Raw genomic sequence first — 19,479 nt, 5'->3', positions numbered from 1 at the left:
GCTCACTAACGTAGCGCCTTTTAGACGCCACGCCCTGCAGGAGCCCGATCATGGCCGCGCCAGCCCTCCCCCCCTTTCTCCCCCGGTTCGGCGTAGCCGCAGCGATGTTGGGCTTATTGTCGTTGACGGGCTGCCAGATGGGCGGCTATCGCGACAGCGTGCCACCGACCAGCGGTGTGCAGCCGCTCAAAGGCCTGGCGCAGAACGTTTCGGTACGACGCAATGCCATGGGCATGCCGTTGATCGAAAGCAACAACTTCCATGACGCCCTGTTCGCGCTGGGTTACGTGCATGCCGGCGACCGCATCGGGCAGATGGTTGCCATGCGCTTGTTGGCTCAAGGCCGTCTGGCCGAAATAGCCGGGCCCGAGGTGCTGGAAGTCGACCGCCTGATGCGCGGCGCCAACCTGAAAAAAACCTCCAACCAGCTCTATGCCGACGCTTCGCCACGACTCAAGCGCTTCTTCGAAGTCTATGCCCGTGGCGTCAACGCCTACCTGTTCCGTTATCGCGACCGCTTGCCGGCACCACTGGCACAAACCGGCTATCGCCCGGAATACTGGAAGCCTGAAGATTCGGCGCTGATCTTCAGCCTGTACAACTTCAGCCAGTCGGTGAACCTGCAGGAAGAACTCGCCGCGCTGACCCTGGCGCAGAAAGTCGGCAGCGACAAACTGCCCTGGCTGCTGCCCAGCTACCCCGACGAACCCCTGCCACTGGCCGAAGCCGACAAACTCAAGGGCCTGAATCTGGGCAGTGCGCTGGCCGGGCTGGCGCCACTGAGCGCCGCCAGCGAGCAACTGGCCGCGCTCAACCTGCTGGGCACTGCCGGTTCCAGCAACTGGGCGATTGCCCCGCAACGCAGCCGCAGCGGCAAGAGCCTGCTGGCCAGCGACACCCTGGGGGCCTGGGCCATGAGCCCGGTGCAGATCCGCGCGCCGAAATACCATGCCGCTGGCGTCTCGATTGCCGGCCTGCCGTTGTTGCTGTCGGGCTACAACGGCAAGTTGGCCTGGAGTGCCAGTGCGGTCATGGCTGACAACCAGGATCTGTTTGTGGAACGGCTCAAACGTGAAGGCGGTCGCTTGATGTATCAGGCTGACGGCAAATGGTTACCGGCCCTGGCACGCAACGAGACCTTTTTCATCAAAGGCCAGCGTCCACAGCGCGAAACCCTCTACGACACCCGCCACGGTACCCTGCTCGGACAGGTACAGAACGCCAGCCTGGGCCTGGCTTTGCAAGTGCCGCAGCTCAAGGGCGACCAAAGCCTGGATGCCTTCTTCAACCTGTCCCGGGCACAGAATGTCGAGCGCGCCTTCGACAACACCCGTGAAATTGGCGCAGCGGCGCTGAATTTCGTGTTTGCCGATGCCAGCAATATCGGCTGGCAGGTCAGTGGGCGCTTCCCCAACCGCCGTGAAGGCCAGGGTTTGCTGCCCTCGCCAGGCTGGGACGGGCGCTACGACTGGGACGGTTATGCCGACCCGATGCTCCACCCTTACGACCAGGACCCGCCGCAGGGCTGGCTGGGCAATGCCAACCAGCGCAGCGTGCCCAAAGGTTACGGCATGCAGCTGTCCAATAGCTGGTATTACCCCGAGCGCGCGGAACGTCTCGGGCAACTGGCCGCCAATGGCAAGCACGACAGCCGCAGCCTGATCACCATGCAGAACGACCAGACCACACTGTTTGCCGCCAAGCTCAAGCAGATGTTCGAAGCCCCTGGCATGGCCCAACCGCTGAAGCAGGCAATCGACGCCCTGCCCGCCGATCAGCGCAGCAAGGCCCGCGAAGCCTACACGCGCCTGATGGCCTTCGATGGCCGCCTGAGCACTACGTCAGCAGACGCCGCCCTGTACGAGCTGTTCCTGCAGGAAAGTGCCAAGCAGACCTTCCTCGATGAACTGGGCCCGGAGTCATCAGCGACCTGGCAAGCGTTCGTCAACAACGCGCGGCTGTCGTATTCGGCACAAGCCGACCATTTGCTCGGCCGTGAAGACAGCCCGTTCTGGGATGACCAGCGCAGCGCACAGAAAGAAGACAAACCTGCGATTCTCGCCCGCAGCCTGGCCGCCGCCATCAGTGCCGGCGAAGCACAACTGGGCAGCGACCGACGTGCCTGGCAGTGGGGCAAACTGCATCAGTTGCGCTGGCCAGCGCCGACTTTCCATGGCCTGGGCGACAGCATCAACCGCAGCCCACAAGCCAGCGGCGGTGACCACAGCACGCTCAACCTGACGCCTTACGCCTGGGGTAAAGACTTCAACGCGCAACTGGCACCGTCACTGCGCATGGTCGTGGACTTCGGCCAGACCGAACCGCTGCAACTGCAGAGCAGCAGCGGTCAGTCCGGCAACCCCGCCAGCCCTCACTTTGCCGATGGCCTGGATGCCTGGTTCAAAGGTCGTTACATGAGCTTGCCGCTGCAGCCACAGAACTTTGATCGTGGCTACGGCAACAAACGCCTGACCCTGACCCCAGGCAAATAACCCCCTGCCTCTGCGCGCAGCCGGTGCAATGCCGGCTGCGCTGATCCAAATCAACAGCCCCCGCCAACAATTGCTCTACAACGAAACTGAGGCGAGTTTCGTCCTCAGTGCTGCCTGATAAACCATAAAAAACGATTGCACACCTGGGCCCAAGGGACCACCCAGGCCAGGTGACTAAAGGAATATGCAATGGCTTCTGTTTTTTCCCGCCTGGCCCTGTGTGCCACGGCGTTTTTGCTGATACCCGCCGTTCACGCCAGCGAGCCTGAAACGCCAGCGAGCGAACCTGCCGAGCAAACCCTGATCGAACGAGGTCGCTACGTCGCCCAACTGGGTGACTGCATTGCCTGCCACACCGCCCCGCAAGGCGCGCTGATGGCCGGTGGGTTGGAACTGCAAACGCCGATGGGCACGATCTACTCCAGCAACATCACCCCTGACCCGCAAACTGGCATTGGCAACTACAGCTTCGAGCAATTCGACAAGGCCATGCGCGAAGGGGTAAGTGCCGACGGCACCCACCTTTACCCGGCCATGCCCTACCCGTCCTACGCGAAAATGAACGAGGACGACATGCGCGCGCTGTACGCCTACCTGATGCAAGGGGTCGCGCCGATCAGCCAGTCCAACCAGGCCGCCGATATGAGCTGGCCGTTCAACATGCGCTGGGGGCTGGCGCTGTGGAACTGGGCCTTTGTCGACGACCAACCGTTCAAACCCGACCCGAACCGCGACCCGCTGATCAACCGTGGCGCCTACCTGGTGCAGGGCCTGGGCCACTGTGGCGCGTGCCATACGCCACGGGGCATAGCCTTTCAGGAAAAGGCCATGAGCGACGATGGCAGCGAGGGCAAACACTTCCTTGCTGGCGAAACCGTGGAACACTGGCGCGCCCTGAGCCTGCGTAACCTGTGGACCGTCCCCGACACCGTGGAACTGCTGAAAACCGGGCAGAACCGATTTGCCACGGTGTCCGGCAACATGGCCGAAGTGATTCACCACAGTACCCAGCACTTCAGCGACGCCGACCTGACCGCCATCGCCAGTTACCTCAAATCCTTGCCACCGGGCGAAAACGACCTGCCGATGCCGAACGTTGCCGTCAGCCCAGCCGCGCCACCTGCCGACTTGTTCAGCAGCCGCGGCGGGCTGGGCTATACCCAATTCTGCAGTGACTGCCACCGGACCGATGGTGGTGGCGTGCCGGGGATGTTCCCACCGTTGGCGGGTAACCCGAGCATTGCCTCCCGCGACCCGACCTCATTGATGCACATCACCCTGACCGGCTGGGAAACCGCGCAGACCGCCACGCACTCGCGGGTCTATACCATGCCCGGTTTCGCCCGCCTTTCTGATCAGGAAATCGCTGAAATCCTCAGCTTCGTGCGCGGCCGCTGGGGTAATGACAGCTCGCCAGTCAGCGCCGACCAGGTGAAGAAGCTGCGTGCCCAGCTCAACCCACAGACCACCGATTCCACTGCTTTTGAAACCCCACGCCTGGCTGACCTGCTGGCCGCCCCGAATGCCGATCAGGTCATCCGTGGCATGCGTCTTCACCTGCAAACCAAAGCGTTGTTGCCGAACAACGTCGGCAATGCGTTGAACTGCACCAGTTGCCACCTCAACGCCGGCACCGTGGCCGACGGCTCGCCGTTTGTCGGTGTATCTGCGTTTTTCCCAGGCTACGCACCGCGCGCTGGCAAGATCATTAGCCTGGAAGAGCGCATCAACGGCTGCTTCCGACGCTCGATGAACGGCCTGCCGCTGGCGCCGCAATCCGCCGATATGCAGGCCATGGTTGCCTACTTCGAGTGGATGAAGAACAACACTCAGCCCGGCGATAAAGTGGCCGGCCGCGGGATTGGCAAGATCGATCCTTCGATCAAGCCCGACCTTGCCAATGGTCAGCAGATCTACGTCAAACAATGCGCGGTATGCCACGGCAGCGACGGTGAAGGTTTGGCCCGCGAGGATGGTAGCTTGGTCTTCCCACCACTGTGGGGCGAGCAATCTTTCAACATTGGCGCGGGCATGGCACGCACCTACACCGCTGCGGCGTTCGTCAAACGCAACATGCCAATCGGCTTTCACGAACGCTTCCCGCTGGGCCAGGGTGGCCTGAGTGACCAGGAAGCGGTGGATGTTGCCGCTTGGTTCTCGCAACAGCCGCGTCCGGACTTCCCGGACAAGGTCAAAGACTGGCCCAACGGCGGCAGGCCGGTGGATGCCCGTTATTGACCGATGGTAGGAGCGGGCTTGCCCCGCGATGCGATGGAGCAGACCCATTGCAATCGCGGGGCCAGCCCGCTCCTACAACAAACGCGATCAGGCCTGCGTAACAAGTCAGTTTATGCTTATATCTTCCTTCCAGGATCGCCCCACTAGGACTGATATGCATCACTTGACCCACGACATTCTGGCACCGGTTCCAGGCATTGCCCGCCAGATCCACAGCTTTCACTTCGGCCCCCGTGATGCCGGCAAAATCTACATCCAGGCGTCACTGCACGCCGATGAACTGCCGGGAATGCTGGTGGCCTGGCATCTCAAGCAACGCCTGGGCGCACTGGAAGCCCAAGGCCTGCTGCGCCGCGAAATCGTCCTGGTGCCGATTGCCAACCCGGTCGGCCTGGAACAAGTGCTGCTGGATGTGCCGCTGGGTCGTTTTGAACTGCAAAGCGGCGAGAACTTCAACCGCAATTTCGTCGACCTGAGCGATTCGATCGGTGACCAGATCGAAGCGCAGCTCAACCAGGACCCTGTACACAACGTTGCTCTGATTCGTGATTGCCTGCGCCGCGCCCTGGACGCTCACCCCGCACACACGCCATTGCAGTCGCAGCGCCTGACCTTGCAACGCCTGGCCTGTGACGCCGAAATGGTGTTGGACCTGCACTGCGACTTCGACGCCGTCGCCCACCTTTACACCACCCCCGAGGCCTGGCCACAGGTTGAACCGTTGTCGCGCTACCTTGGCGCCCAGGCCAGCCTGCTGGCCACCGACTCCGGCGGGCAGTCCTTCGATGAGTGTTTCACCCTGGTGTGGTGGCAGTTGCAACAGCGCTTTGGCAAACAGTTCCCGATTCCCCAAGGCAGCTTTTCGGTCACCGTCGAGTTGCGCGGGCAAGGCGATGTCAGCCATCCCCTGGCAGAACAGGATTGCGCAGCGATTCTGGCGTACCTCACGCATCACGGTGCAATCGAGGGCGAAGTCCGTGCCCTGCCGCCCTTGAGCTACCCGGCTACCCCGCTTGCCGGGGTAGAGCCTGTGGCAACGCCATTGGGTGGACTATTGGTGTTCCACGCCAAACCTGGTCAGTACCTGGAAGCTGACCAGTTGATTGCCGAAGTGATCGATCCACTCACTGACCGCGTCACCCCGGTACGCAACGCCCAGCCGGGCTTGTTGTACGCACGCTCGCTGCGACGCATGGCTACCGCCGGCATGGTCATCGCCCATGTCGCCGGTCGTCAGGCGTATCGCAGCGGTTACCTGCTCTCGCCTTGAGCACACACGTGGCGCAATAGCGCTCAGGCGACCGGTGCAGGGGGGGCTTCGTCGGGCAGGGTAGGCTCTCCCGGCTCCATCGGCTGGCTTTCACCGGGTGGCGGCTGATCGGGAGTGTCTGGGTCAGGTTGACCGGGTACACCGCCCGCGTGGGCGGTGTGGGGGTGCGGATGAGCCAGCAGCGACCAGGCCATCACCCCAACGTGATTGGGCTGCAACACGGCCAGCTTGGCGCTGATGCTCGGGTCGAGTTTCATGAGCGGCTCCTTGACGACATCCGCCAGGCGCTGTGCCTGGCGGGAAAGTTCACATCATTGGAGTGTACAAACCGCCAGGAATTCCCTCGCTTGGTCGGCTCAGGTGCGTGGCAGGGTGACGCCGCGCTGGCCCTGGTATTTGCCGCCACGGTCCTTGTAAGACACTTCGCACTCTTCGTCAGACTCAAGGAAGAGCATCTGTGCCACGCCTTCATTGGCGTAGATTTTAGCCGGCAGCGTGGTGGTGTTGGAGAACTCCAGGGTCACGTGCCCTTCCCACTCGGGTTCCAGCGGAGTGACGTTGACGATGATGCCGCAGCGCGCGTAGGTGCTTTTACCCAGGCAGATGGTCAGCACATTACGCGGAATGCGGAAGTACTCGACGGTACGGGCCAGGGCGAAAGAGTTTGGCGGAATGATGCAGACATCACTTTTAACGTCGACAAAGCTGCCAGCGTCGAAGTTTTTCGGATCGACGGTCGCCGAGTTGATGTTGGTGAACACCTTGAACTCATCGGCGCAGCGCACATCGTAGCCGTAGCTGGAGACGCCGAAGGAGATCAGACGGTTGTCGCTCTCACCGCGCACCTGGCGCTCGACGAAAGGCTCGATCATGCCGTGTTCCTGCGCCATGCGGCGAATCCACTTGTCCGATTTGATGCTCATGGCGGGTGTCCTGAAATAACGAGGTGAAGAAATTCTGAGGCGCATCTTACCGGGCCCGGCGCCCGGTTCAAAGTTCCATGCAGCGTCAGGCGTCGAATCCCCGTGCGCCGGGGCCCGCAGCGTGCCTTGTAGCACCGTCAGTCATGATTTGCGCGAAAGCTGAACAAGACCATTGGCACGTTCTGGAAAAACGGTTATGGTGACGCCACTGTGCTGCACGTGTCACTGAGAATATCTACCTGATGCAAGATTTCGATCAACCCATCTCTGAATTTTCTGCCTCTTTGCACTCAGTCTCGGCCAGGGCTTTTCCTGAGTCGTAGTTAACTTTGTCCAAGGAGACAGACCATGTCCAATCGCCAAACCGGTACCGTTAAGTGGTTCAACGATGAAAAAGGCTTCGGCTTCATCACCCCACAATCCGGTGACGACCTGTTCGTACACTTCAAAGCTATCAAAGCTGACGGCTTCAAGAGCCTGAAAGAAGGCCAACAGGTTTCTTTCATCGCTACTCGCGGTCAGAAAGGCATGCAGGCTGAAGAAGTAGAAGTTATCTAACTTCCGCTTTACAGCTTGAAAAAAACCCGCCCTTAACAGGCGGGTTTTTTTTTGCCTTGTGGGAGCGGGCTTGGCCCGCGATTACGATGTGACTAATAGATCGCAATCGCGGGGCAAGCCCGCTCCTACAGGTGTGGAGTATCAGTCTTCGCTGATGGTGATGTTCGGCATGGCCGGAGCCGCAGCTTCCTGCAACACGATCCGCGCGCCCACCTGACGGGCCAGTTCCTGGTAAACCATGGCGATCTGACTTTCAGGCTCAGCGATGGCGGTCGGCTTGCCAGTATCGGCCTGTTCGCGAATCAGCATCGACAACGGCAGCGACGCCAGCAGCTCAACGCCATACTGCGAGGCCAGCTTCTCGCCCCCGCCCTCACCGAACAGATGCTCGGCATGTCCGCAATTCGAGCAGATATGCACGGCCATGTTCTCGACCACACCCAGCACCGGGATGTTGACCTTGCGGAACATTTCCACGCCTTTCTTGGCATCGATCAACGCCAGGTCTTGTGGGGTGGTGACGATCACAGAACCGGCCACCGGGACTTTCTGCGCCAAGGTCAGCTGGATATCGCCGGTGCCCGGCGGCATGTCGATCACCAGATAATCGAGGTTATCCCAGGCCGTCTGGGTTACCAATTGCAGCAAGGCCCCGGAAACCATCGGACCACGCCAGACCATCGGCGTGTTGTCGTCGGTGAGGAAAGCCATCGACATCACCTCGACACCGTGAGCCTTGAGCGGCACGAACCACTTCTGATCGCGAATCTGCGGACGGGTGCGTTCAGGGATGCCAAACATCACACCCTGGCTTGGGCCGTAGATATCAGCGTCGAGAATACCCACCCGCGCACCTTCGCGGGCCAGGGCCAGGGCCAGGTTGGCGGCGGTCGTGGATTTGCCCACGCCGCCTTTGCCCGAGGCCACCGCGATGATGTTCTTGACGTTGGCAAGACCCGGAATTTGCGCCTGGGCCTTGTGCGCGGCGATCACGCAGTGGATGTCGACCTTGGCCGCGGCCACCCCGTCGATGCCTTCAATGGCGGTTTGCAGTACCTGGGCCCACCCCTTTTTGAACAGGTCCGCAGCGTATCCCAGCTGCAACTGAACACTGACTCGATCGCCCTGGATATCAATGGCCTGAACACAACCTGCGCTGACCGGGTCCTGGTTCAGGTAAGGGTCGGTGTACTGGCGAAGAACGGCTTCGACGGCTGCGCGAGTGACGGCACTCATGGAGACTCCCGTGATAAAGACTGAGTAAAACAGACCACTATGCTAACCCGCGAAACATCCATAGACGTCCATGGGGTGAAATAAATTTCCCGGCGTTTTATAGTGGCCGATCACCGTTTCATCTCTAGTAGCCGAAAAAAGTAGCCGAGCCCCTCATGTCCGAGCCCCGTCAGATTCTCGTCACCAGCGCCCTCCCCTATGCCAATGGTTCGATCCACCTTGGCCATATGCTTGAGTACGTGCAGACAGACATGTGGGTGCGCTACCAGAAACTTCGCGGCAACCAGTGCGTTTATGTCTGCGCAGACGACGCCCATGGTTCGGCCATCATGCTGCGTGCAGAAAAGGAAGGCATTACCCCTGAGCAACTGATCGCCGGGGTCCAGGCCGAGCACTGCAGCGATTTCGCCGACTTCCTGGTGGAGTTCGACAACTTCCACTCGACCCATGCCGAAGAAAACCGCGAGCTGTCGAACCATATCTACCTCAAGCTGCGTGATGCCGGGCACATTGCTACCCGTTCGATCACTCAGTACTTCGACCCGGACAAAAAAATGTTCCTGGCCGACCGTTTCATCAAGGGCACCTGCCCCAAGTGCGCCGCTGAAGACCAGTACGGCGACAACTGTGAAAAGTGCGGCGCCACCTACGCGCCTACCGAACTGAAGAACCCCAAGTCGGCGATTTCCGGTGCCACTCCGGTCCTCAAGGATTCCCAGCACTTCTTCTTCAAGCTGCCAGACTTCCAGGCCATGCTCCAGCAATGGACCCGCAGCGGTACCCTGCAAGATGCCGTGGCCAACAAGATTGCCGAGTGGCTCGATGCCGGTCTGCAGGAATGGGACATTTCCCGTGATGCGCCGTACTTCGGTTTCGAAATCCCCGACGAGCCGGGCAAATACTTCTACGTCTGGCTGGACGCGCCGATCGGCTACATGGCCAGCTTCAAGAACCTCTGCGCCCGTCGCCCGGAGCTGGACTTCGACGCCTACTGGAACAAGGACTCCAAGGCCGAGCTGTACCACTTCATCGGCAAGGACATCGTCAACTTCCACGCCCTGTTCTGGCCTGCCATGCTCGAAGGCGCCGGCTATCGCAAGCCAACCGGCATCAACGTGCACGGCTACCTGACCGTCAACGGTTCGAAAATGTCCAAGTCGCGCGGCACCTTCATCAAGGCCCGCACCTACCTGGATCACCTGGCACCGGAATACCTGCGTTACTACTACGCCTCCAAGCTCGGCCGCGGCGTCGATGACCTCGACCTGAACCTGGAAGACTTCGTGCAGAAGGTCAACTCCGACCTGATCGGCAAGGTGGTCAACATTGCCAGCCGTTGCGCCGGTTTCATTCAAAAAGGCAACGACGGCGTCATGGTCGCTGGCGACGCAGCCCCTGAGCTGACCGAAGCCTTCCTGGCCGCAGCCCCGAGCATTGCCGAAGCCTATGAAGCACGCGACTTCGCCCGTGCCATGCGCGAAACCATGGGCCTGGCTGACCGTGCCAACGCCTGGATCGCCGACAAAGCTCCGTGGTCTCTGGCCAAGCAGGAAGGCAAGCAGGACGAAGTCCAGGCCATCTGCGCCCAGGGCATCAACCTGTTCCGCCAACTGGTGATCTTCCTCAAGCCGGTATTGCCGCTGCTGGCCGCCGACGCCGAAGCGTTCCTCAACGTCGCGCCGCTGACCTGGGACGACCACAAGAGCCGCCTGAGCAATCACCAGTTGAATCCGTTCAAGGCCCTGATGAACCGTATCGACCCGGCCAAAGTCGAAGCCATGACCGCCGCCAGCAAAGAAGACCTGGCTGCCAGCCAGACTTCGGTAGTGACCGGCAACGGCGAACTGAGCAAAGATCCGTTGTCGCCTGAAATCGAGTTCGACACCTTCGCCGCGGTAGACCTGCGCGTCGCACTGATTGTCAAAGCCGAAGCCGTGGAAGGTGCCGATAAGCTGCTGCGCCTGACCCTGGACATCGGTGACGAGCAACGCAATGTGTTCTCCGGCATCAAGTCGGCCTACCCGGACCCGGCCAAGCTTGAAGGTCGCTTGACCATGATGATCGCCAACCTCAAGCCTCGCAAAATGCGCTTCGGTGTCTCCGAAGGCATGGTCATGGCTGCTGGCCCTGGCGGTGAAGAAATCTACCTGCTCAGCCCTGATAGCGGCGCCAAGCCAGGTCAGCGCATCAAGTAAGGCCCGACGCCCCGGACGATTGCGTCCGGGGCGTTCTCATCCTCGCGTCATTGCCGGATAATGGCGAACAGCCCTGGCATTGTGCACTCCCATGAGCGAATTCATCCTGGCCCTGATCAGCGCCGCGCTGGTCAACAACCTGGTCCTGCATCAAGGGCTGGCCATCGACCCGGCCTTGCGTGCCTCAGCGGACCATGACCGCCGTCGACTCCATGCACTGGGGCTGGCCACGCTAACACTGCTGGTGGTGGCCACGCAGCTGGGACAATGGCTGTACCTCTTCGTCTTGCAACCCCTGCAGCTTGCGTACCTGCGCCTGTTCATCTTTTTACCGCTGTATGCCCTGCTGGCCGAGCCGTTGCTTGGGCTGCTGTCGCGCGCAGTGCCTAGCCTGCCTTTCACCGGGCTGACGCCCTGGCTGCTGGGCAATGTGGCGCTGCTAGGCTTGAGCCTACAACTGTCTGAAGGTGGCTATGGGGTGTTGCAGAGCCTGGCCTGGAGCCTGGGAGGTGGATTGGGATTCTGGCTAGCCTTGTGCCTGTTCGCCGACTTGCGTCAACGTAGCGACCACGAGGCTATGCCCCAGAGCTTTCGCGGCCTGCCTGCCGCGTTGATCGGCGCCGGTGTGATGGCTTTGGCGTTTCTCGGCTTCAACGGATTATTTACATCATGAGTCTGATTCAACGCATCGACGCCCTGCTACCGCAGACCCAATGCGGAAAGTGTGGCCACCCTGGCTGCAAGCCCTATGCAGAGGGGCTGGCCAAGGGAGAAGCGATCAACAAATGCCCACCTGGGGGCAACGAAACCATCGCCGCGCTGGCGAGCCTGCTGAACGTACCGGTTATTGCTCTGGACTCCGAGCGCGGCCGCGCACCGGCGCAAGTCGCGTTTATCCGTGAAGCTGAATGCATCGGCTGCACCAAGTGCATCCAGGCCTGTCCGGTGGACGCCATTGTCGGTGCGGCAAAACTGATGCACACGGTGATCAGCGCCGAGTGCACAGGCTGTGACTTGTGCGTGGCCCCCTGCCCGGTCGACTGTATCGACCTGTTACCCCTGGACGCGACCAGCAACATCATCCCGATCGTCGGCGGTATGGCTGCCGATGCCCCAGCGCTGGCAGCGCGCAGCAACAAGCGCAATCACGCCCGCCGACGCTTTGAGGCACGCAACAGCCGCCTGCAGCGCGAAGAAGCACGCAAACACGCTGAACGTGCGGCGCGCAACCAGCGTACAACCCTAAGCAACACCGCAGCGGACCCGGCGGCGGTCAGTGACGATCCCATCAAAGCTGCGATTGAGCGGGTCAAGGCACAGAAAGCTGCGGCTGCCGACGCGGCCCTGAAAAAAGCCAAGATCGCTGCTGCCATGAGCCGAGCACAGTTGAACAAAGCCAGAAGCGCCTTTGGAGAGACGCCAAACGAGGCGCAGCTCGCTCAGCTGGCCGAGCTGGAGCGAGAGGCCGAACAGGCTCAAGCACACCTGCAGGTCCTGCAACCGGCTGCCGCACATGCCAACCATTGAGACCAGCGAACGCCTGCGTAGCACCATGATGTTGGTGCTGCTGGCCTGTTTACCAGGCGCACTGACGCTGCTCTGGCAGCATGGCTGGGGCCTGCTGTTCAATCTGGTGCTCTGCGCAAGCGCAGCACTGGCAAGCGAAGCGCTGCTACTCAAACTACAACAACGTCCGCTCATGCCTTCGCTCACCGATGGCAGCGCCTTGGTCAGCGCCACCCTACTTGCGGTAGCCCTGCCCGCCTACGCCCCGTGGTGGGTCGCGGTAACGGCCACGGTCAGCGCCATCGCACTGGGTAAACAGCTGTACGGTGGCGTCGGCAAAAACCCGTTCAATCCGGCCATGCTCGGCTATGCCATCGTGTTGGTGAGCTTCCCCCAGCACATGACGCAATGGCCCGGCGCGCAGTTGCTGGATTTGGGCGCCAGCCTGCAGCAGGTGTTCGGCCTGAACAGCGGTGGGCAACCTGATGCCTGGGCCCAGGCCACCGTCCTCGACACCCTGCGCAACAACCGCAGCCTGACGGTGGAAGAACTGTTCAGCAGCCACCCGGCCTTTGGTCATGTTGGTGGCAAAGGCAGCGAATGGGTCAACCTGGCTTTTCTGCTGGGCGGCTTGCTGCTGTTGCAGCGTAAAGTGTTCAGCTGGCATGCCCCCGTTGGCTTATTGGCAAGCCTGTTTGTCATCAGCCTGCTGTGCTGGAACGGGTCGGGCTCCGACTCCAATGGCTCGCCACTCCTGCATTTGTTCAGCGGCTCGACCATGCTGGCCGCCTTCTTCATCGCCACCGAACCGGTTTCCGGCCCCAAGTTGCCCCAGGCCCGCCTACTGTTCGGCATCGGCATAGGCCTGCTGATCTACCTGATCCGCACTTGGGGCAATTACCCTGATGGCACTGCTTTCGCGGTGCTGCTGATGAATCTCTGTGTACCTGCCTTGGAGCGCTGGGCCGAACGGCGCCAGGCGGTGACCCCATGAATCGCGTATCACTGCGCAGCGGCGCTATCGTGCTGTTTGTTGCCCTGCTGGGCGTGGGCAGCAGCGTCGCCTGGCAGCACTTCAGTGCCCGGAATATTGCCTTGGCGGAACAAACGCTCAAGGCACAAACCTGGCTCAGCGTGTTACCCGCCAATGCCTACGACAATCAGCCACTGCAGTCCCCACTGGTACTCAGCGATCCGGCCCTCGCCCACAGTCAACTGTTGGCGGGCTATCGCGTCACCCTTGGCGGCCGCCCCAGCGCAGTAGTGCTGCACAGCCAGGCGCAAGGCTATGCGGGCCAACTTGAGCTGCTGATTGCCATCGACCCACAAGGTCGGATGATCGGCAGCAAAGTCCTGCGCCAGCAGGAAACAACCGGCCTGGGCGGCAAGCTGGTAGAGCCGGGTAACACCTGGCTGCAGGGCTTCGCAGGTACGAGCCGCACAAACATCGCTGACGCTGGCTGGGCCCTGAAGCGCGATGGCGGACAGTTTGATCAATTGGCTAACGCCACGGTGACTTCCCGCGCCGTGATACACGCCGTGCACGACGCGCTGCGCTACTTCGATGAACATCGCCAAGCCTTGCTCGGGGAAACCAACGATGAATAGGCAATGGCTAGCGGCGCTGAGCCTGGCCCCGCTGCTGGGCGCCACCCACACCGTACTCAACGCTGGCGCAATTGCCGTTCTCAGCGTGTTATTGATTGCGCTGCATCACCTGGCAATGGGCCCTCTGTACCCCAGGCTCACCGTGCGAGGTAGAACACTGGCCAGTGTGCTGGTGGCGGCGACGCTAGCCACCTGCCTGGAACTGAGCCTGCGCGCCTGGGCTTTACCGCTGTATCAGGCATTAACCCCCTATACCGCATTGATCGCCGTACAATGTCTGGTATTCGAACATGCTCAAGGCGAACAACGCCGCTGGTCAGCGGCGCTGCGTCTGCTGTCCGGGTTTGCCGTGCTGTGCATCGCCCTGGGTTTTTGCCGCGAGTTTCTGAGCGAATGGGCCGGCTTGCGCCTGGCGGTGCTACTGCCTGGAGCATTTTTTCTGTTGGGCCTGTTGTTGGCCCTGTACAACAGGGTTTGCCTGCGGCGAGCCCCTTCACGTCGTCAAGGAAAGCGCTGACCCCATGAATGCTGCCAAACGCCTGGAAATTTTTCGCAGGCTGCACGAAGACAACCCCGAACCAAAAACTGAACTGGCCTATTCCTCACCTTTTGAACTGCTGATTGCGGTGATTCTCTCGGCTCAGGCCACTGATGTCAGCGTCAACAAGGCAACAGCAAAGCTGTACCCGGTTGCCAATACCCCAGAAGCCATTTATGCCCTGGGTGTCGAAGGCTTGTCGCACTACATCAAGACCATTGGCCTGTACAACAGCAAAGCACGCAATGTGATCGAAACCTGCCGCTTGCTGATTGAACAGCATGGCAGCCAGGTACCTGAAACCCGCGAGGCACTTGAAGCCTTGCCCGGCGTGGGCCGCAAGACCGCCAACGTTGTCCTCAACACGGCATTCCGGCAACTGGCAATGGCCGTCGACACGCATATTTTCCGGGTCAGCAACCGCACGGGGATTGCCCCTGGCAAGACAGTGCTTGAAGTTGAAAAGGCACTGATGAAGTTCGTGCCCAAGGCCTACCTGCTCGATGCCCACCACTGGCTGATTCTGCACGGGCGCTATGTGTGCCTGGCGCGCAAGCCCCGTTGTGGAAGTTGCCGCATCGAAGACCTGTGTGAATACAAGCAGAAAACCTCTGACGATTGAGCCGATAGCAAATATTCGGCTCAGCCGATTGAAAAAATCTTTTTTACCCGCTCAAGGATTCTCGCTATAAGGTGCGCCAATGGCCTCTTGGCTGGGAGTGACATATGAGCACCGTTAAAGAAGACCTGGAAGTAGATGAAGAATTCTCTCCTGTTGATTCAGAAGACGTGGAGCCGCCGGTAGAAACCGCGAAGACCAACCTGAGCAAACGCCGCACCATTGATAACATGCTGGAAGAACGTCGCTTGCAAAAACAACTGGCCGATTACGACTTCGACCTCTGACAGGCCAGCACAAGGCAACGACCAAAGCCTCCATTACGGAGGCTTTGTGGTTTCTGATGGGTCAGGCCAAGCCGTTGCGTTGCGCCAACTCGATCAGATCAACCAATGAGCGTGCGTTGAGCTTGAGTAAAAGGCGGGTTTTGTAGGTACTGACCGTCTTGTTGCTCAGAAACATACCGTCGGCGATTTCCTTGTTGCTCTTACCTCGCGCCAGCTGCTGCAAGACCATCATCTCTCGCCCCGACAGGCGCTCGACCATATCGGCCTCGCTGGCGCCGCCCATGTGGGTGCGCACTGAATGCAGTGCCTGGTTGGGGAAGTAGCTGTAGCCGGACAGCACCGCCTTGATTGCACTGAGCAGCTCCGTAAGGTCTTGTTGTTTACACACGTACCCCGCAGCACCTGCCTGCATGCACCGCATCGAAAAATGCCCGGGCGCCTGTGAGGTCAGCACCAGCACCTTGGCGCCCGGACAGGTGGACGTGAGCCGGGCGATGACCTCGAGGCCATCAAGCTTCGGAATGCCAATATCCAGTATGACAATGTCCGGAATGTGCTCTCTTGCCAGTTGTAATGCGTCCACGCCATTGTCCGTCTCCGCAACGACTTCATAGCCATGCCGCTCCATCAGCATCCGTACCGCCAGGCGTATGACCGGATGATCATCCACGATCAGCACTTTATTCATGGGCAGATCCAATTGTTCGCTGTTCGATTTTTATTGAGCCCGCACAATAGCCTAGTCACACGACATATTGTATTGCAGTACCCGCGAGCAAATGCACACAAAGATAAAACCTACACACACAGAGGATATTTCCTACAAAAAACACAAGCCCGCACCGTTCCAAACTTTAGCGGCGAACTCAAGCAAACCAGAACCAACCTCTAATTCGAAAGTAACACCAGTCAGCTTTATATGCCCAGCTTGTAAAGAGGTAATGAGCGAAGGAAATTTCCTATAATTACGTTCAATATCTACCTGCAGTCCTGGCGTAAGGGTGGTAATGCAGGGAAATAAATTCCCCAATCAGAAATCCCGCCCGCTGTCAGGCGTTCTTGCTTCCTTGGCTAACTGCGCTGTACTAAGCGACAGCAAACGCGAGGACACAGCCATGAGCAATGCAGAGCCTAAAAGCCCGCTGACCATCATTGCTATTTTCGCGGGTATTATCGAAGCCTCCGCTTTGGCTTCGTTACCATTCCTAAGCGAAGACAGTCAAAATATCTACACGTGGTTCCTGGTCGGTTTTCCATTTTTTCTTACAGTCTTATTTTTTCTCACGCTAAATTTTAATTACAAATCTTTGTATTCACCGCCTGCTACTGACGTCACTGGCCCCGCCATCTACCCTGCATCACCGGCACACACCATTGAGCCTGAAGAGACTGTACACAATGAAGTTCAATTTCCCGAACAAATAGAAACTTACAAAGAAGTCATCAATACACCGGTGATTCCCAACACACTGCCTAACCAATCTTGTGCAAAAACATTACAAACTTTACAAGCAACGGTCATTATTTCGGTTAAAGGAAACAGCGCCAGCCAGCTACTGGAACACTTTGCCATCCATGCATTGCATCAGGACAAACCTCTGTGTCAGACACTGATTCTTGAAAATCTGGAAACAGGCAGGCGAACCATCTTGGCCTCCGAGTCGATAAACCCGTAAAAAAAAACCCCGGCAAGCCGGGGTTTTTTGTTCAGGACACGGTTCAGATCAGCGAACGGCCCTTGTTTGCAGCAATGCGCATACGCAAGGCGTTGAGCTTGATGAAGCCCGCCGCGTCGGCCTGGTTGTAAGCACCACCATCTTCCTCGAAGGTTGCGATGTTGGCGTCGAACAACGAATCGTCAGACTTGCGACCAGTGACGATCACGTTGCCCTTGTACAGCTTCAGGCGAACCACACCGTTCACGTTGACCTGGGAAGCGTCGATCATCTGTTGCAGCATCAGACGCTCAGGGCTCCACCAGTAGCCGGTGTAGATCAGGCTGGCGTACTTGGCCATCAGCTCGTCTTTCAGGTGAGCGACTTCACGGTCCAGGGTGATCGACTCGATCGCCCGGTGGGCGCGCAGCATGATGGTGCCGCCTGGGGTTTCGTAGCAGCCACGGGACTTCATGCCTACATAGCGGTTTTCAACGATGTCCAGACGACCGATACCGTTCTCACCGCCAATGCGGTTCAGGGTAGCCAGCACGGTGGCCGGGGTCATATCAACGCCGTCGATGGCGACGATGTCGCCATTGCGGTAGGTCAGTTCGATGTAGGTCGGGACGTCTGGCGCGGCTTCTGGCGACTTGGTCCACTTCCACATGTCTTCTTCGTGTTCGGTCCAGGTATCCTCCAGCACGCCACCTTCATAGGAGATGTGCAGCAGGTTGGCGTCCATCGAATAAGGCGACTTCTTCTTGCCGTGACGCTCGATCGGAATACCGTGCTTCTCGGCATAATCCATCAGTTTTTCACGGGACAGCAGGTCCCATTCACGCCATGGCGCGATAACCTTGACGCCTGGCTTGAGCGCATAGGCGCCGAGCTCGAAACGTACCTGGTCATTGCCCTTGCCGGTAGCACCGTGGGAAATGGCATCGGCGCCGGTTTCATTGGCGATTTCGATCAGGCGCTTGGCGATCAGCGGACGAGCGATGGAAGTACCCAGCAGGTACTCGCCTTCGTAAACGGTGTTGGCGCGGAACATCGGGAATACGAAGTCGCGCACGAACTCTTCGCGCAGGTCGTCGATGTAGATTTCTTTCACGCCCATGGCCTGAGCCTTGGCGCGAGCCGGTTCGACTTCCTCACCCTGCCCCAGATCAGCGGTGAACGTCACCACTTCACAGTTGTAGGTATCCTGCAGCCACTTGAGAATCACCGAAGTATCAAGGCCGCCGGAATACGCCAGTACGACCTTTTTTACGTCCGCCATGCCATCACTCCACGGGGTTGTACGGAAAGCCGACGATTCTACCGGCCTTGCCGCAAAAATTACAGTGGGGCGACAGCTTGTGACGACAAAGCGACAGGAACTGTCGATAGCGCGACGGACGGTCGCAGGTCAGGACTTCACTGAAGGCTTGCCATTCTCCGCCTGAGCCGCAGGCGCCGCCGGGGTTTGCGGTGCTTTCTCCTGCGCCGTTTCCACAGGCGTCACGCGGTCGAGCTGAATGTTCACCCGACGATTGCGTGCGCGGTTGGCCGCCGAGTTGTTGGCCGCCAGTGGGTAGCGCTCGCCGTGGAAGCGCACCTGGATCTGCTCTTCAGGGATACCGTGCGCTTTGAAGTACTCCATCACCGCCAGCGCCCGCCGGCGAGACAGGTCACGATTGCTCAGGCGATTGCCACTGTTATCGGAATGACCATCGACCTCGATGTGGTTGACCGTCGGGTCGGCCTTGAGGAACGCCAGGATCACATCCAGGCGTGCCTTGGCATTGGCGTCCAGGTCAATACCACCGCCCGGAAAGCCAACCCGCGCCTGGCGTACCTGATCGTAGTTCATCGGCAGCAGCTTGGCGGCACACAGCTGATAGTCACCGTAGGCTTGGCTGAACTTCACCGGCAACACGCGCACTTCCATGGCACGCCCGGCCTCACCGGCGAAATTACGCACCACGGTGCTACGGCCATCGAGCAGACCATTGATCAGACGACTCGCCTGGCCTTGGCTACTGGTAAACAGTACGCCGCTGCGCGCCATGCGTACCGACCCCAGGTTGATATCGGCACGGCCAGGCTGCCACGGCGCCGCCGCAGCCAGCAACGCCGCTGCCCCGGTGCCCAGCACGTTGGTGCTCGAGCGCAATTGAAAGGTGGCCTGCTCACCGGCCCGACGCACGAACTCACCCGTACCAAAATCGGCAATCGGCTGGACCAGGCGGCATTCGAACTGATCGCCTTCGACCTTCCACTCAACATTCTCCAGACGGGTCTGGAAGGTGAGCGCTGTCGCCGGCAGGCAAACGAACACACTGAGCAGGGCTAGATAACGCTGGCGCACG

Annotated in this window: 18 protein-coding genes and 1 pseudogene; 13 read left to right on the top strand and 6 right to left on the bottom strand. The window is 59.8% G+C overall.

Translation table 11 applies throughout. From position 1 onward, the window contains the following. Positions 1-50 precede the first annotated feature (50 nt). The 3 genes from ACP6KB_RS06235 to ACP6KB_RS06225 all read left to right on the top strand — a co-directional run bounded on the left by ACP6KB_RS06235 (position 51) and on the right by ACP6KB_RS06225 (position 6,000). The gene (locus ACP6KB_RS06235) at positions 51-2,492 is read left to right on the top strand and encodes a penicillin acylase family protein (RefSeq protein ID WP_442112553.1); all 2,442 of its coding nucleotides are present in this window, start codon (positions 51-53) and stop codon (positions 2,490-2,492) included. Positions 2,493-2,681: 189 nt separating this feature from the next. Continuing rightward, positions 2,682-4,730 (top strand): c-type cytochrome, encoded by a 2,049-nt coding sequence (locus tag ACP6KB_RS06230; protein WP_442112550.1) that lies wholly within the window; start codon positions 2,682-2,684, stop codon positions 4,728-4,730. A 154-nt stretch (positions 4,731-4,884) separates the two neighbouring features. After that, positions 4,885-6,000, top strand: a complete 1,116-nt coding sequence (locus ACP6KB_RS06225; protein ID WP_442112548.1) for a succinylglutamate desuccinylase/aspartoacylase family protein — start codon at positions 4,885-4,887, stop codon at positions 5,998-6,000. A gap of 23 nt (positions 6,001-6,023) precedes the next feature. Here the strand turns inward: ACP6KB_RS06225 and ACP6KB_RS06220 are convergent, their stop codons facing one another. Beyond that, positions 6,024-6,257: a hypothetical protein gene (locus ACP6KB_RS06220; RefSeq protein ID WP_442112546.1), complete on the bottom strand. Its 234-nt coding sequence runs from the start codon at positions 6,255-6,257 to the stop codon at positions 6,024-6,026. A gap of 99 nt (positions 6,258-6,356) precedes the next feature. Continuing rightward, positions 6,357-6,923, bottom strand: a complete 567-nt coding sequence (gene dcd / locus ACP6KB_RS06215; RefSeq protein WP_028943496.1) for a dCTP deaminase — start codon at positions 6,921-6,923, stop codon at positions 6,357-6,359. A 348-nt stretch (positions 6,924-7,271) separates the two neighbouring features. Here dcd and ACP6KB_RS06210 point away from each other — a divergent pair, with 348 nt between their 5' ends. Next, positions 7,272-7,481, top strand: coding sequence for a cold-shock protein (locus tag ACP6KB_RS06210; RefSeq protein ID WP_028943495.1), 210 nt, complete (start codon positions 7,272-7,274; stop codon positions 7,479-7,481). 141 nt (positions 7,482-7,622) lie between these two features. Here the strand turns inward: ACP6KB_RS06210 and apbC are convergent, their stop codons facing one another. After that, positions 7,623-8,717: an iron-sulfur cluster carrier protein ApbC gene (gene apbC / locus ACP6KB_RS06205; protein ID WP_442112543.1), complete on the bottom strand. Its 1,095-nt coding sequence runs from the start codon at positions 8,715-8,717 to the stop codon at positions 7,623-7,625. Positions 8,718-8,872: 155 nt separating this feature from the next. On the opposite strand from apbC, the gene metG reads away from it, so the two are divergent. The 8 genes and pseudogenes from metG (at position 8,873) to ACP6KB_RS06165 (ending at position 15,470) form a co-directional block, all read left to right on the top strand. Beyond that, positions 8,873-10,912 (top strand): methionine--tRNA ligase, encoded by a 2,040-nt coding sequence (metG, locus tag ACP6KB_RS06200; RefSeq protein ID WP_442112541.1) that lies wholly within the window; start codon positions 8,873-8,875, stop codon positions 10,910-10,912. A gap of 91 nt (positions 10,913-11,003) precedes the next feature. Continuing rightward, complete coding sequence (locus ACP6KB_RS06195; protein WP_442112539.1) at positions 11,004-11,585, top strand: Rnf-Nqr domain containing protein; 582 nt, start codon at positions 11,004-11,006, stop codon at positions 11,583-11,585. Then, a pseudogene (rsxB, locus tag ACP6KB_RS06190) lies at positions 11,582-12,421 on the top strand (electron transport complex subunit RsxB); the annotation flags it as partial. The gene ACP6KB_RS06195 and the pseudogene rsxB, both read left to right, overlap by 4 nt. Positions 12,422-12,425: 4 nt before the next feature. Next, the gene (locus ACP6KB_RS06185) at positions 12,426-13,412 is read left to right on the top strand and encodes an RnfABCDGE type electron transport complex subunit D (protein WP_442112537.1); all 987 of its coding nucleotides are present in this window, start codon (positions 12,426-12,428) and stop codon (positions 13,410-13,412) included. Next, positions 13,409-14,026 (top strand): RnfABCDGE type electron transport complex subunit G, encoded by a 618-nt coding sequence (locus ACP6KB_RS06180; protein WP_442112535.1) that lies wholly within the window; start codon positions 13,409-13,411, stop codon positions 14,024-14,026. Before ACP6KB_RS06185 ends, ACP6KB_RS06180 begins: the two co-directional genes overlap by 4 nt. Then, positions 14,019-14,543, top strand: a complete 525-nt coding sequence (locus ACP6KB_RS06175) for an Rnf-Nqr domain containing protein (protein ID WP_442112533.1) — start codon at positions 14,019-14,021, stop codon at positions 14,541-14,543. The genes ACP6KB_RS06180 and ACP6KB_RS06175 overlap by 8 nt, the downstream gene beginning before the upstream one ends. Positions 14,544-14,547: 4 nt before the next feature. Continuing rightward, complete coding sequence (gene nth / locus ACP6KB_RS06170) at positions 14,548-15,186, top strand: endonuclease III (RefSeq protein WP_442112531.1); 639 nt, start codon at positions 14,548-14,550, stop codon at positions 15,184-15,186. A 104-nt stretch (positions 15,187-15,290) separates the two neighbouring features. Continuing rightward, positions 15,291-15,470: a PA3496 family putative envelope integrity protein gene (locus ACP6KB_RS06165; protein ID WP_442112529.1), complete on the top strand. Its 180-nt coding sequence runs from the start codon at positions 15,291-15,293 to the stop codon at positions 15,468-15,470. Positions 15,471-15,531: 61 nt separating this feature from the next. Here ACP6KB_RS06165 and ACP6KB_RS06160 read toward each other — a convergent pair whose 3' ends face one another. Then, the gene (locus tag ACP6KB_RS06160; RefSeq protein WP_442112527.1) at positions 15,532-16,158 is read right to left on the bottom strand and encodes a response regulator; all 627 of its coding nucleotides are present in this window, start codon (positions 16,156-16,158) and stop codon (positions 15,532-15,534) included. A 427-nt stretch (positions 16,159-16,585) separates the two neighbouring features. Between ACP6KB_RS06160 and ACP6KB_RS06155 the strand changes: the two genes are divergently transcribed. Beyond that, positions 16,586-17,146, top strand: a complete 561-nt coding sequence (locus ACP6KB_RS06155) for a hypothetical protein (RefSeq protein ID WP_442112525.1) — start codon at positions 16,586-16,588, stop codon at positions 17,144-17,146. A gap of 43 nt (positions 17,147-17,189) precedes the next feature. Here the strand turns inward: ACP6KB_RS06155 and ACP6KB_RS06150 are convergent, their stop codons facing one another. After that, the gene (locus ACP6KB_RS06150) at positions 17,190-18,407 is read right to left on the bottom strand and encodes an argininosuccinate synthase (protein ID WP_442112523.1); all 1,218 of its coding nucleotides are present in this window, start codon (positions 18,405-18,407) and stop codon (positions 17,190-17,192) included. Positions 18,408-18,536: 129 nt separating this feature from the next. Next, on the bottom strand, positions 18,537-19,478 hold the full coding sequence (locus ACP6KB_RS06145; protein WP_442112521.1) for a flagellar protein MotY: 942 nt from the start codon (positions 19,476-19,478) through the stop codon (positions 18,537-18,539). Position 19,479 lies beyond the last annotated feature (1 nt).

Source organism: Pseudomonas sp. NUPR-001 (assembly GCF_052147955.1).
Lineage (GTDB): Bacteria > Pseudomonadota > Gammaproteobacteria > Pseudomonadales > Pseudomonadaceae > Aquipseudomonas.
Note: the sequence above shows the minus strand (reverse complement) of the source record. Positions and strands in the feature narration are given on the sequence as shown.

Excerpts from the sequence above, each read along its gene's own strand:
- ACP6KB_RS06235 (WP_442112553.1), top strand. The coding sequence starts at position 51 with ATGGCCGCGCCAGCCCTCCCCCCCTTTCTCCCCCGGTTCGGCGTAGCC.
- ACP6KB_RS06230 (WP_442112550.1), top strand. The coding sequence starts at position 2,682 with ATGGCTTCTGTTTTTTCCCGCCTGGCCCTGTGTGCCACGGCGTTTTTG.
- ACP6KB_RS06225 (WP_442112548.1), top strand. The coding sequence starts at position 4,885 with ATGCATCACTTGACCCACGACATTCTGGCACCGGTTCCAGGCATTGCC.
- ACP6KB_RS06220 (WP_442112546.1), bottom strand. The coding sequence starts at position 6,257 with ATGAAACTCGACCCGAGCATCAGCGCCAAGCTGGCCGTGTTGCAGCCC.
- dcd (WP_028943496.1), bottom strand. The coding sequence starts at position 6,923 with ATGAGCATCAAATCGGACAAGTGGATTCGCCGCATGGCGCAGGAACAC.
- ACP6KB_RS06210 (WP_028943495.1), top strand. The coding sequence starts at position 7,272 with ATGTCCAATCGCCAAACCGGTACCGTTAAGTGGTTCAACGATGAAAAA.
- apbC (WP_442112543.1), bottom strand. The coding sequence starts at position 8,717 with ATGAGTGCCGTCACTCGCGCAGCCGTCGAAGCCGTTCTTCGCCAGTAC.
- metG (WP_442112541.1), top strand. The coding sequence starts at position 8,873 with ATGTCCGAGCCCCGTCAGATTCTCGTCACCAGCGCCCTCCCCTATGCC.
- ACP6KB_RS06195 (WP_442112539.1), top strand. The coding sequence starts at position 11,004 with ATGAGCGAATTCATCCTGGCCCTGATCAGCGCCGCGCTGGTCAACAAC.
- ACP6KB_RS06185 (WP_442112537.1), top strand. The coding sequence starts at position 12,426 with ATGCCAACCATTGAGACCAGCGAACGCCTGCGTAGCACCATGATGTTG.
- ACP6KB_RS06180 (WP_442112535.1), top strand. The coding sequence starts at position 13,409 with ATGAATCGCGTATCACTGCGCAGCGGCGCTATCGTGCTGTTTGTTGCC.
- ACP6KB_RS06175 (WP_442112533.1), top strand. The coding sequence starts at position 14,019 with ATGAATAGGCAATGGCTAGCGGCGCTGAGCCTGGCCCCGCTGCTGGGC.
- nth (WP_442112531.1), top strand. The coding sequence starts at position 14,548 with ATGAATGCTGCCAAACGCCTGGAAATTTTTCGCAGGCTGCACGAAGAC.
- ACP6KB_RS06165 (WP_442112529.1), top strand. The coding sequence starts at position 15,291 with ATGAGCACCGTTAAAGAAGACCTGGAAGTAGATGAAGAATTCTCTCCT.
- ACP6KB_RS06160 (WP_442112527.1), bottom strand. The coding sequence starts at position 16,158 with ATGAATAAAGTGCTGATCGTGGATGATCATCCGGTCATACGCCTGGCG.
- ACP6KB_RS06155 (WP_442112525.1), top strand. The coding sequence starts at position 16,586 with ATGAGCAATGCAGAGCCTAAAAGCCCGCTGACCATCATTGCTATTTTC.
- ACP6KB_RS06150 (WP_442112523.1), bottom strand. The coding sequence starts at position 18,407 with ATGGCGGACGTAAAAAAGGTCGTACTGGCGTATTCCGGCGGCCTTGAT.